At 55.0% G+C, this 12,321-nt stretch carries 10 protein-coding genes; 4 read left to right on the top strand and 6 right to left on the bottom strand.

Features of this window, described 5'->3' with window-relative positions; translation table 11 throughout:
• Positions 1 to 15: 15 nt before the first annotated feature.
• The 5 genes from hslU to priA all read right to left on the bottom strand — a co-directional run bounded on the left by hslU (position 16) and on the right by priA (position 6,478).
• Positions 16 to 1,353: an HslU--HslV peptidase ATPase subunit gene (hslU, locus tag ACPXSQ_RS21655; protein ID WP_013027692.1), complete on the bottom strand. Its 1,338-nt coding sequence runs from the start codon at positions 1,351 to 1,353 to the stop codon at positions 16 to 18.
• A 10-nt stretch (positions 1,354 to 1,363) separates the two neighbouring features.
• Positions 1,364 to 1,894, bottom strand: a complete 531-nt coding sequence (gene hslV, locus ACPXSQ_RS21650) for an ATP-dependent protease subunit HslV (RefSeq protein ID WP_024471414.1) — start codon at positions 1,892 to 1,894, stop codon at positions 1,364 to 1,366.
• An 88-nt stretch (positions 1,895 to 1,982) separates the two neighbouring features.
• Complete coding sequence (ftsN, locus tag ACPXSQ_RS21645) at positions 1,983 to 2,927, bottom strand: cell division protein FtsN (protein ID WP_014604767.1); 945 nt, start codon at positions 2,925 to 2,927, stop codon at positions 1,983 to 1,985.
• Positions 2,928 to 3,080: 153 nt separating this feature from the next.
• The gene (gene cytR / locus ACPXSQ_RS21640) at positions 3,081 to 4,118 is read right to left on the bottom strand and encodes a DNA-binding transcriptional regulator CytR (RefSeq protein WP_014604768.1); all 1,038 of its coding nucleotides are present in this window, start codon (positions 4,116 to 4,118) and stop codon (positions 3,081 to 3,083) included.
• 164 nt (positions 4,119 to 4,282) lie between these two features.
• Entirely contained in the window at positions 4,283 to 6,478 is a 2,196-nt protein-coding gene (priA, locus tag ACPXSQ_RS21635; RefSeq protein WP_019105407.1) for a primosomal protein N', read from the bottom strand.
• A 225-nt stretch (positions 6,479 to 6,703) separates the two neighbouring features.
• On the opposite strand from priA, the gene rpmE reads away from it, so the two are divergent.
• Positions 6,704 to 6,919, top strand: a complete 216-nt coding sequence (gene rpmE, locus ACPXSQ_RS21630; RefSeq protein ID WP_006121308.1) for a 50S ribosomal protein L31 — start codon at positions 6,704 to 6,706, stop codon at positions 6,917 to 6,919.
• Between the two features lie 72 nt (positions 6,920 to 6,991).
• Here rpmE and metJ read toward each other — a convergent pair whose 3' ends face one another.
• Complete coding sequence (metJ, locus tag ACPXSQ_RS21625) at positions 6,992 to 7,309, bottom strand: met regulon transcriptional regulator MetJ (protein ID WP_013027687.1); 318 nt, start codon at positions 7,307 to 7,309, stop codon at positions 6,992 to 6,994.
• Between the two features lie 271 nt (positions 7,310 to 7,580).
• On the opposite strand from metJ, the gene metB reads away from it, so the two are divergent.
• From metB to metF, 3 genes are all read left to right on the top strand, one after another.
• Complete coding sequence (metB, locus tag ACPXSQ_RS21620) at positions 7,581 to 8,741, top strand: cystathionine gamma-synthase (RefSeq protein WP_013027686.1); 1,161 nt, start codon at positions 7,581 to 7,583, stop codon at positions 8,739 to 8,741.
• Between the two features lie 2 nt (positions 8,742 to 8,743).
• Positions 8,744 to 11,179, top strand: coding sequence for a bifunctional aspartate kinase/homoserine dehydrogenase II (locus ACPXSQ_RS21615; protein WP_015699320.1), 2,436 nt, complete (start codon positions 8,744 to 8,746; stop codon positions 11,177 to 11,179).
• 208 nt (positions 11,180 to 11,387) lie between these two features.
• Positions 11,388 to 12,284 carry a methylenetetrahydrofolate reductase gene (gene metF, locus ACPXSQ_RS21610; RefSeq protein ID WP_426144388.1) on the top strand — a complete coding sequence of 299 codons (897 nt, stop codon included), beginning with the start codon at positions 11,388 to 11,390 and terminating at the stop codon, positions 12,282 to 12,284.
• Positions 12,285 to 12,321: the final 37 nt, after the last annotated feature.

Raw genomic sequence — 12,321 nt, 5'->3', positions numbered from 1 at the left:
ATAGACAGGTGAACGTTACAGGATGAAGCGGCTCAGGTCTTCGTCTGCAACCAGCTCATCCAGATGTTTACCCACATATTCGGCATCAATGGTGACGGATTCACCGCTCCGATCGCTGGCATCATAGGAAATATCTTCCATCAGACGTTCCAGCACGGTATGCAAGCGACGCGCACCGATGTTTTCTGTGGTTTCGTTGACCTGCCATGCGGCTTCCGCGATGCGACGAATACCATCGTCAGTAAAGTGAATGTTCACGCCTTCGGTATTCATCAGCGCTTTGTACTGCACTGTGACTGAAGCATTAGGTTCGGTCAGGATGCGCTCGAAATCATTCACCGTCAGGGCCTGGAGTTCAACACGGATCGGTAAACGACCCTGCAACTCAGGAATCAAATCGGACGGGCTGGCAACCTGGAACGCACCTGAGGCGATAAACAGAATATGGTCAGTCTTGACCATGCCGTGCTTGGTCGACACGGTGCAGCCTTCTACCAGTGGCAGCAGGTCGCGCTGAACGCCTTCGCGTGAGACGTCCGGGCCGCCCGCGTTTTGTCCGCCGCGCTTACAGATTTTGTCTATCTCATCGATGAACACGATGCCGTGCTGTTCTACCGCATCAATGGCATCCTGCTTCAGCTCTTCCGGATTCACCAGCTTGGCGGCTTCTTCTTCAATCAACAGCTTAAAGGCTTCTTTGATTTTCAGCTTGCGCGGTTTCTGTTTCTGCCCGCCCAGGTTCTGGAACATGGACTGCAGCTGGCTGGTCATCTCTTCCATGCCCGGCGGTGCCATGATTTCAACGCCAGGGCCTGTTGCGGCTAAATCGATCTCAATTTCTTTATCGTCGAGCTGGCCTTCACGCAGCTTCTTGCGGAAAGACTGACGTGCAGATGAAGGCTCGCTGGTTTGTTCAGCCTGTCCCCAGTTATTTTTCGCCGGTGGGATAAGCACATCAAGAATGCGCTCTTCCGCCATTTCTTCTGCGCGATATTTGTTCTTCTCAATGGCCTGGCTGCGCACCATTTTGATCGCGGAGTCCGTCAGGTCACGAATAATGGAGTCGACTTCTTTGCCGACATAGCCCACTTCGGTGAACTTGGTGGCTTCAACTTTGATGAACGGCGCGTTGGCCAGTTTTGCCAGACGGCGAGCAATTTCTGTTTTACCCACACCGGTTGGGCCGATCATGAGAATATTTTTAGGTGTCACTTCGTGACGCAGCTCTTCGTCAAGCTGCATACGGCGCCAGCGGTTACGCAGGGCAATAGCCACGGCGCGCTTGGCACTGTCCTGGCCAATAATAAAGCGGTTCAGCTCGCTGACGATTTCGCGTGGAGTCATCTCAGACATGTTTAGATCCTTACGACTTGGACGTTAATTCTTCGAAATTAACGTTGTGGTTGGTGTAGATGCAAATATCGCCAGCGATATTCAGCGATTTCTCAACGATGTCGCGCGCACCCAATTCAGAATTTTCTAACAGGGCACGGGCAGCGGCCTGGGCATAGGGACCGCCAGAACCGATAGCAATAAGGTCGTTTTCAGGCTGGATGACGTCACCATTACCGCTAATGATCAGCGATGCCGATTCGTCCGCCACCGCCAGCAGCGCTTCCAGGCGGCGTAACATTCTGTCGGTGCGCCAGTCTTTCGCCAGCTCAACGGCCGCTTTCACCAAATGGCCCTGATGCATTTCAAGTTTGCGTTCGAAGAGTTCAAACAGGGTAAAGGCATCTGCAGTGCCGCCAGCAAAGCCAGCAATCACTTTATCGTTGTAAAGACGACGCACTTTTTTGACGTTGCCTTTCATTACGGTATTACCGAGCGTAGCCTGGCCATCGCCGCCAATCACTACCTGGCCGTTGCGTCGAACACTTACTATTGTTGTCACGGGCAGACCCCTTTTACTGTCGGAAAAAAGCTCCGCGCCCAGGGCGCGGAGGATCATGCAGACAGATATGGGGCAGATTTGACGGGTTTCAACCCCCAACGGCGAGCGGAATGCAGCCGGAATGTCCTGAAGCGCGCAGACGTTTCAGCGTGCTGTCTGCGCTGGCGCGGTCTTTGAAGGGCCCTACCACGACACGATTCCATCCACCGCCGGAGGTCAGACGGCTTTCAAACCCTTCAAACGCCAGCGCGGCGCGCACCGATTCAGCCTGCTCTGTTCCCTTAAACGAGCCACACTGAACCATCCAGCGTTGCGAGGCTGCTTTTTCAGCCGGTTTCGCTTTGGCGGTGTCCTGTGTTTTAGGCTGAGCAGTAGGTTCACGCGTAACAGGTGCGGGTTGTGTCTGCTGCACACTCTGCTGTTGCTGAGTATGCTGCTCCTGACGCTGCTGCTGTATTTGTTGCTGACGTTGCTGCTGCTGTTGTGCCTGCTGCTGACGTTGCTGCGACTGCAATTGCTGTTGCTGGAGCTGTTGCTGTCGCTGAAGTTGCTGTACCTGCTGCTGATGCTGCAGCGTTTGCTGGCGTTGAGCTGGCGTCTGCTCGTTCCACGGCACTTCATTTAATTGGGTGGGTTGCTGACGCATATCCGCCTGCATTTGCTCAAGCAGCTGGCGTTGCTCATCGGTCAGTTGCGTATGTGACTGCACTTCGCCACCGGAGGTAGGCTCGCTTGGGGTCGGCACAGTGACCTGACGGTTTTCCAGCTCTTTGATGTATTTCCAGCGTTCTTCAGGCTTTGGCGGTAAGCCATTCCCGTTGGCTTTATGATCCGTAATAACCGGCACGTCTTCTTTCTTGTGGTGCGCCAGGAACCATAAACCACCGGCAAAGGTCACCAATACAGCAACCGCCAGTACAATCATTAATTTAGAGGTGCCTGAACCGCTTTTTGTTTTTTTGCCACGGCTTGGGCTTTTCTTGCGACGCGTCCCTGTTGAACGCCCGCGGCCTACATAATCTTTTTGTGCCACTCTCGTCCTGATACCCTTGAAAATATGATGCCACGTAGGCGAATCCGTTGTTACCACACGCCCGGCAAGGAGCCCGCCATGTTACTTAAGGGCCGGAACTTTGACCAGCAATGATAGCCCTAAGAATCCCCTGAAAATAGCGGAACTTTTCGCTTATCTCTCATCCTTTTTTGCCAAAGTTGTGCTACCACGCACCACCAGTTCGGCATCCAGCAGCGTTGAACCGTTATGAATGCTATTACCCTGTAATTCATTCAGTAACAGCCGCACGGCTTCGCAACCTATCTCAAAACAGGGCTGTTTCACCGTGGTGAGCGGCGGCTCGCAGTAACGCGAGAGTTCGATATCGTCGAACCCCACAACCGACAGGTCTTCCGGTATGCGCAGGCCCAATCGTTTTGCCTGGCTGATAGCGCCGATGGCCATGATATCGCTATGACAAAACAGGGCTCGTGGCGGCTGTGGTAAAGCCAATAGCTGATTTATGGCATCAACGCCGGATTCAAAGGTGAAGTCACCCCGAACGATATAAGTGGGATCCACGCTGATGCCGCTGCGACGTAAGGCCTGCACATAACCCTGAAGGCGGTACTGGCACAGTGCAACGTCTTCCGGTCCGGTCAGGCAGGCAATGCGTTTATGACCCAACTGCAGCAGGTGATTGACCGCGACAAACGAGGCCGTCAGGTTATCGATATTGACGGTGGGCAACGACATTTCTGGCGAGAACTCAATCGCCATCACCATCGGCGGAAGATTGCGCTGCTCTTCAGGACTCACATCAAAGGGTAACTGGGCGCCCAGCAGCACGATGCCATCGATCTGCCGGGTCAGCATCAGGTTTAAAAACGTCCACTCCTGCGGTTTTTGGTGTGCGCAGTCGCCGATAAGCACCAGATAACCAGCCTTTGAGGCGGCGACTTCAACGCCGCGGATAATTTCACTGAAGAAGGGATCGCAGATATTGGGGACGATCAGCAGCAGCGTCTGCGTGTCATTGCGTCTGGCATGGCGGGACATGCTCTGGGCGGCATAGCCGACGTCAGCCACGGCCTGTTCGACTTTCTGACGCGTGGCCGAAGAGACTTTTTCCGGGTTCATGAGTGCACGCGACACGGTAGCGGTCGAGACGCCGGCTTTTTCTGCGACGTCTTTCATCGTGGCGGCAGCCGACGGTTGATTCTGATCCAACACATGCTCCTGATGCGTAATCGCGCATTCAACGTTCGTATTGTCTGAGGTAAAAACAAGCCAGGCACCATTGTTATCGATTGCGATGCCGGGCCGTTACTTAATTTGCATAAAAATTGTGACTTATGCGACGTTTTTCGATCCCTCTCACAACCTGCCAGGTCCTAGCTTTCGGTAGGATCCACGTCCAGCGTCCACTTTACCTTGCGCGAGGCCGGTAAAGTGCCAGTCAGCGGTAACGAACTACTCAGCAGCTGTTGCAGACGTTTGCGTGACGGATGCTGCACCAGCAACTGCCAGCGCCAGCGACCGCTTCGCTTTGGCTGCAGAGCAGGCAGTGGCCCCATGAACCACATTGCCGTGTCGTTAAGCGGGCTGGCTTCCAGCATATTACGCAGCTGTTGCAGAAATTCTGCAGCCTGATGGTTGTCCATGTCCTCCGCACGAAACAGCGCATGATGTGTCCACGGAGGGAGAAAAACCGACTGGCGCTCCAACAGCGTTTGCTGGGCAAAAGCGAAGTAGCCCTGGTGGAGCAGCGTTTGCAGAAGCGGATGCTCAGGATGGTGTGTTTGCAGCAAGACTTCGCCTTGCTTACCGGCCCGACCGGCGCGGCCGGCAACCTGAGTATAAAGCTGAGCGAAGCGTTCTGCGGCACGGAAGTCAGCGGAAAACAAGGCACCGTCGACGTCCAGCAGTGACACCAGCGTCACATCAGGAAAATGATGCCCTTTTGCCAGCATCTGGGTTCCCACCAGAATACGCGCGCCGCCGCGATGGACATCCGCCAGATGCTGCTCCAGCGCGCCTTTGCGGCTGGTGGTATCCCGGTCGATGCGCGATACCGGCACACCGGGAAATAACGTGCCCAGCTGCTGTTCAAGCTGTTCCGTCCCTACGCCCACCGGTAACAGGTGAGTTGAACCACATTGTGGACACTGGTTGGGCAGCGGTCGCTGGCTGTCACAATGGTGGCAGCGCAACTGACGATGATGTTGATGCAGAGTGTAATAGCGATCGCAGCGCTGGCATTCGGCAATCCAGCCGCAGTCGTGGCAGAGCAGCGCAGGTGAAAAACCACGGCGGTTCAGGAACAGCAACACCTGGTTATCTGCTTTCAGATGCTGGCGCATTTTGAAGATCAGGGCAGGCGCCAGGCCGCCTGTCAGCTGTACGCCTTTCAAATCGATTAGCTGCTGCAGAGCGGGTTTAGCGTTACCCGCTCGTTTCATCAGGTCGAGCTGACGATATTTGCCGTTACGCACGTTGTGCAGGCTTTCCAGCGCCGGGGTCGCGGAACCCATGATGACAGGAATATTCTCTTCATGGGCGCGAAACACGGCCAAATCGCGGGCCTGATAGCGCCAGCCTTCCTGCTGCTTGTAAGAACTGTCGTGCTCTTCGTCGATAATAATGACGCCCGGACGCGCCATAGGGGTAAACAGGGCCGAGCGAGTGCCGATGATGATGGCATTCTCTCCTCTGCGCGCCCGTAGCCAGACAGAAAGGCGTTCGCTGTCATTCAGCGCTGAGTGCAGCACATCAACCGGCGCATCAAAACGTTCGCGGAAACGGGCAATGGTTTGTGGCGTCAGGCCGATTTCGGGCACCAGCACCAGGGCCTGTTTTCCTCTGGCCAGGACGTTTTCCAGAACGCTGAGATAAACTTCAGTCTTGCCTGATCCGGTAATTCCCGCCAGTAGCCAGGCCGCATAATGCTCATCTTCACTGCGCATCGCCCCGACTGCCGTCGCCTGATCGGTATTGAGGCGCAAGCGTTCACCTTTGACCGCGAAGCTGCTGCGCCAGTCATGCCTGTGTGGCTGATGCTCATGTAATTCGCATAACCCTTTGGCACGCAGCGCCTGCATGGCGGCATCGGTGAGATCGTGCTCAGTGACTTCATGACGATAAAGCGGCCGCTGTCGCAGCGTTGCAAGCCCTTGCTGCTGTTTGGGGGCCCGCTTCAGGCTCTCGGGGGCAGTAGCCCGGCCCTGCTCGGTAATTTCCCAACGCCATAAGGGATTATCCTGGGCAGGTTTACCTTGTCTGAGCAGCACCGGTAGCGCATGGCTCAGTACCTCGCCGAGAGGTGAATGATAGTAGTTCGCCGCCCAATGGAGAATGCGCCACAGAGACGGGGGAAAGAGCGACTCGCTGTCCAGTACCGATATCACCTGTTTGAGCTGGGTTGCGGGCAGGTCGCTGGTGTCAGGTAATGCTACCACGATACCGGTCATTTTTCGGTTACCAAAAGGCACGATCACCCGACCGCCAATGACCGGCTGCACGCCGACAGGAGGCAGGTAGTCAAACAGGCGAGGAAGGGGAACGGGCAGGGCAACCTGAACAACGGGCATAACAGTCTCTTTCCGGTTCATCTAGCAGGGCGGTTAGTGTACACGCACACGCACACGGCGTGTATCTCAGGCGACATTTGCAGCATTAAACATTAGCCTGTATAATATGCCGCCTTCGGTAAGAAAGACCTTGCCGGAGTTCACCATTAATGTTCAATCGCGTGTGGTGCTGCGCAGGTTCACGTCCTGGCGCGGAGAGCGACACGGCCTTATATGAGGTTTCCCATGAAACAAGGTATTCACCCAAAATACGAAGCAGTTACCATCAACTGTACTTGCGGTAACGTGATTCACACTCGCTCTACGCTGACTCACGAACTGAACCTGGACGTTTGTGGTAAGTGCCACCCGTTCTACACCGGTAAGCAGCGTGAAGTTGCAACTGGTGGCCGCGTTGACCGCTTCAACAAGCGTTTCAGCGTGCCAGGCACCAAAAAATAAGAAACGGCATTCGAACATCTGTTCGGCGGCAAGAAAAACCCAGCTCAGGCTGGGTTTTTTTATGTCTGAAAATCAGTATTCCCAGGTATCCGGGTCGATGCCCATGTCACGCATAATTTTTTTCGCGGCTTCCGGTATTTCGTCGTTACGTTCTTTACGCAGGTCGACATCATTAGGTAACGGTTGTCCGGTAAAAGCATGCAAGAAGGCTTCGCACAGGAGTTCACTGTTTGTCGCGTGGCGCAGGTTGTTAACCTGACGACGTGTCCGTTCGTCTGTCAGAATTTTCAGCACGCTTAACGGAATTGATACCGTGATTTTTTTAACCTGTTCGCTCTTTTTGCCGTGCTCAGCGTACGGGCTGATATATTCGCCGTTCCATTCAGCCATGGGATACCTTAATCAATAAAAGTTAAAAGTTACGAAATCAGCCGATTATGCCTGATTTTCTTCTACCTGACCCCTTCTCTGGCGGGTTTCTTCGTTCAACGCACAGTGCTAATGGAGTTGAACGCCAGGTATGGGCGCATAATTTTAGCGGTTATTGCGACGATGCTCAATCTATACGCAAAGACATTTGGATGTCCAGATGTATTGACGTCTAAAAGCAAGATGATATCCTGTTGGCAAATTATTTCATACTTCAGGAACAGTTAGCCCTATGACGCGTAAACAGGCAACCATCGCAGTGCGCAGCGGTTTGAATGACGACGAGCAATACGGCTGCGTTGTCCCGCCCATCCACCTTTCCAGCACCTATAACTTCCATGATTTCAATGAGCCCCGTGCGCATGACTATTCCCGTCGTGGTAACCCCACGCGTGATGTGGTGCAGCGTGCCCTGGCAGAGCTGGAAGGCGGAGCGGGAGCGGTGCTGACCAATACCGGCATGTCCGCGATTCATCTGGTGACAACCGTGTTCCTGAAGCCTGGCGATCTGCTGGTTGCGCCGCACGACTGTTATGGCGGCAGCTATCGGCTGTTCGACAGTCTGAGTAAGCGGGGCGCTTATCGGGTGAAGTTTGTCGATCAGGGTGATAAAGCTGCGCTGCAGGCGGCACTGGATGAGAAGCCTAAACTGGTGCTGGTTGAAAGCCCCAGTAACCCGCTATTGCGCGTGGTGGATATCGCCGCCATTTGCGCAGCGGCGCGTGCGGCGGGCGCCGTCAGCGTCGTGGACAACACCTTTATGAGTCCGGCACTGCAAAATCCTCTGGCACTGGGTGCGGATCTGGTCATTCACTCCTGTACCAAATACCTGAATGGCCACTCTGACGTGGTAGCCGGTGCCGTGATTGCTAAAGATCCGCAGGCGGCGACCGATTTAGCCTGGTGGGCCAATAATATTGGGGTCACCGGCTCCGCTTTTGACAGCTATCTGCTGCTGCGCGGAATGCGCACGCTGGGCCCACGTATGGCCGCTGCGCAACGTAATGCGTTAGCCATTGTTGATTATCTCAAGCAACAGCCGCTGGTGAAAACGTTGTATCATCCTTCACTGCCGGAAAACGCGGGACATGAATTCGCTGCACGCCAGCAGCGTGGATTCGGTGCCATGCTCAGTTTTGAGCTGGACGGCGATGAAGCCCGGTTGCGCCGTTTCCTTAAAGCGCTTGAGTTGTTCACGTTGGCGGAGTCGTTGGGCGGCGTTGAAAGCTTGATTTCACACACGGCGACCATGACCCATGCAGGTATGTCTGCAGAGGCCCGGGCCGCAGCAGGCATCTCTGAAACATTGCTACGTATTTCAGTAGGTATTGAAGACCACGAAGATTTAATTGCCGATTTGGATAATGCATTCCGGATCGCAGCCGAGGATTGATGATGACGAGTTCAGCTGGCGCAGGAACGCCAAACAACAGACAGCTCCACAAGTTTGGTGGCAGCAGCCTTGCAGATGCACGCTGCTACCAGCGTGTCGCCAGCATTATGGCGGATTACAGCCAGCCAGGTGACATGATGGTCGTATCGGCCGCGGGCTCGACGACCAATCAGCTGATTAGCTGGCTGAAGCTGAGCCAGAGCGACCGACTGTCCGCACATCAGGTGCAGCAGACATTACGTCGCTATCAGAGTGAGCTCATCAGTGCACTGTTACCTGCCGAAATAGCCGAACCCTTAATTACTGCCTTTATTCGCGACCTCGAAAAACTGGCGGCGTTACTGGATGGTGACGTCACAGAAGCGGTCTATGCGGAAGTGGTGGGCCATGGTGAGATCTGGTCTGCACGTTTAATGTCAGCGGTGCTGAACCAGCAGGATCTTCATGCCTGCTGGCTGGATGCACGCGATTTTCTGCGCGCGGAACGGGCCGCCCAGCCGCAGGTAGATGAAGGCAAATCCTGGCCGTTGTTACAAACGCTGCTGGCCCAGCATCCGCATAAACGCATCGTGGTAACCGGCTTTATCTGCGGCAATGACGCGGGCGAAACGGTACTGCTGGGGCGTAACGGTTCTGACTACTCTGCCACGCAGATTGGTGCGCTGGCAGGTGTGGGACGTGTGACGATCTGGAGCGATGTGGCGGGCGTTTACAGTGCCGATCCCCGCAAAGTCTCTGATGCCTGTCTGCTGCCCTTGCTGCGCCTGGATGAGGCCAGTGAGCTGGCGCGTCTGGCAGCCCCGGTACTGCATACCCGCACCTTACAGCCGGTCTCGGGCAGCGATATTGATTTGCAGTTACGCTGCAGCTATCAGCCGGAACAGGGCTCTACCCGTATCGAGCGCGTCCTCGCGTCCGGTACGGGCGCCCGCATCGTCACCAGCCACGACGACGTGTGCCTGGTAGAGATCCAACTTCCTGAGCAGCACGATTTTACGCTGTTTCAAAAAGAGATCGACCAGCTGCTGACGCGCGCGCAGATGCGTCCGCTGGCGATGGGCATTCATCCCGATCGTCAGCTGCTGCAACTGTGCTACACCTCTGAAGTGGTGAACAGTGCCTTTACTTTATTGCAGGACGCCGGCTTACCTGGACATTTGCAGTTACGTGAAGGTTTAGCGCTGGTCGCGCTGGTTGGCGCTGGCGTCACGCGCAACCCGTTGCACACGCACCGTTTCTGGCAGCAGCTAAAAGATCAGCCGGTCGAATTTATCAGCCAGTCGCCAGAGCACATTAGCGTGGTTGCGGTGCTGCGCGTTGGCCCTACTCAGCATCTCATTCAGGGGTTGCACAGTTCCCTGTTTCGGGCAGAAAAGCGCATTGGCCTGATGTTGTTTGGCAAGGGCAACATCGGTTCTCGCTGGCTGGAGTTGTTTGCCCGCGAGCAGGAAACGTTGTCGGCGCGCACCGGTTTCGAGTTTGTGCTAGCGGGCGTGGTGGACAGCCAACGCAGCCTGCTGAGCTATGAAGGTCTGGACGCCAGTCGCGCACTGGCATTCTTTGACGATGAAGCGGAAGCGCGCGATGAAGAGTCGCTGTTTCTGTGGATGCGTGCGCACCCTTACGATGATCTGGTTGTGCTGGATGTGACGGCCAGTAAGCCGCTGGCACAGCAATATCTTGATTTTGCCAGCCATGGGTTTCATGTCATCAGCGCCAATAAAGTGGCGGGAGCATCGGATACGCAAACCTGGCGCGAGATTCGGGATGCCTTTGAAAAAACCGGCCGCCACTGGTTGTATAACGCCACCGTGGGCGCAGGTCTGCCGATAAACCATACGGTGCGCGATTTACGGGAAAGCGGCGACACGATTTTGTCGATCAGCGGTATTTTCTCCGGAACGCTGTCCTGGCTGTTTCTGCAATTTGATGGCACGGTGCCCTTTACCGAGCTGGTGGATCAGGCGTGGCAGCAGGGATTGACGGAACCGGATCCTCGCGTCGATCTGTCGGGTCAGGACGTGATGCGCAAACTGGTGATTCTGGCACGTGAAGCAGGCTATAACATCGAGCCGGATCAGGTGCGCGTCGAGTCGCTGGTGCCGCAGAGCTGCGAAGATGAATCAATAGATCACTTTTTCGAGAATGGCGACGAGCTTAATGAGCAGATGCTGCAACGGCTTGAAGCCGCGCAGGAGATGGGGCTGGTGCTGCGCTATGTTGCGCGCTTCGATGCTAACGGCAAAGCACGTGTTGGCGTCGAAGCGGTACGTCCGGAGCATCCTCTGGCCGCCTTACTGCCTTGTGACAACGTGTTTGCCATCGACAGCCGTTGGTATCGCGATAATCCGCTGGTGATCCGCGGACCTGGTGCAGGCCGGGACGTTACCGCCGGCGCTATCCAGTCTGATATTAATCGCCTTGCCCGACTCCTCTGACGTTGCTTTTCTCCAGGCGCTTCGGCGCCTGTCCTGCCCTAACATCCTCATATAAAAAGCCCTTTCACATCGACTGAATATTTGTCACTTCCTGGGATGATTTATCAGTTGACGCTTGCGGGAAAATGGTTCACTTTGAGTGTCTGGACGTCTAAACGTATAGATGTTTACAGGTTAACAGATAACCGATGTGGGCGGAGGTAGCAGGATGAGTTTCTTTCATGCCAATCAGCGCGAGGCGCTCAATCAGAGCCTGGCAGAGCTAAACGGGCGAATTAGTGTCTCTTTTGAGTTTTTCCCGCCGCGCACCAGTGAAATGGAAGAAACGCTGTGGAACTCCATCCATCGTCTGAGCAGCCTGAAGCCCAGTTTTGTCTCTGTAACCTACGGGGCGAACTCGGGTGAGCGTGACCGCACACACAGCATCATTAAAGGCATTAAAGAACGTACGGGGCTCGAAGCTGCGCCGCATCTGACCTGTATTGACGCTACCCGGAATGAGCTGCAAGCCATTGCACAGGATTACTGGAATAACGGTATTCGCCATATCGTGGCGCTGCGTGGCGATCTGCCACCCAATAGCGGTAAGCCGGAAATGTACGGCAGCGATCTCGTTTCGCTGCTTAAAGAGGTCGGTGACTTCGATATCTCCGTCGCGGCCTATCCGGAAGTCCACCCCGAAGCAAAAAGTGCCCAGGCTGACCTGATTAACCTGAAACGTAAAATTGATGCTGGCGCTAACCGTGCCATTACCCAGTTCTTCTTTGATGTTGAAAGCTATCTGCGTTTTCGTGATCGCTGCGTTTCCACCGGCATTGATGTTGAGATCGTGCCGGGCATTTTGCCGGTATCAAATTTCAAACAGCTGCAGCGTTTTGCCGCCCTGACCAATGTACGCGTTCCGGGCTGGATGAATGCCATGTTTGCAGGGCTGGATGAGGATCCTGAAACGCGCAAAATGGTGGGGGCGAACATCGCCATGGACATGGTGAAAATCCTGTCGCGTGAGGGCGTAAAAGATTTTCATTTCTATACTCTGAACCGGGCAGAAATGAGCTATGCCATTTGTCATACCTTAGGTGTGCGTCCGGGAATTGCCGCCTGAAGATGGCCATAAAAAAACCGACGTGTCCGCGTCGGTT

Origin of the sequence: Pantoea sp. EEL5, assembly GCF_049892805.1 — a bacterium.
Taxonomy (GTDB): Bacteria; Pseudomonadota; Gammaproteobacteria; order Enterobacterales; family Enterobacteriaceae; genus Pantoea; species Pantoea ananatis.
This window is presented reverse-complemented; position numbering and strand designations above follow the sequence as displayed.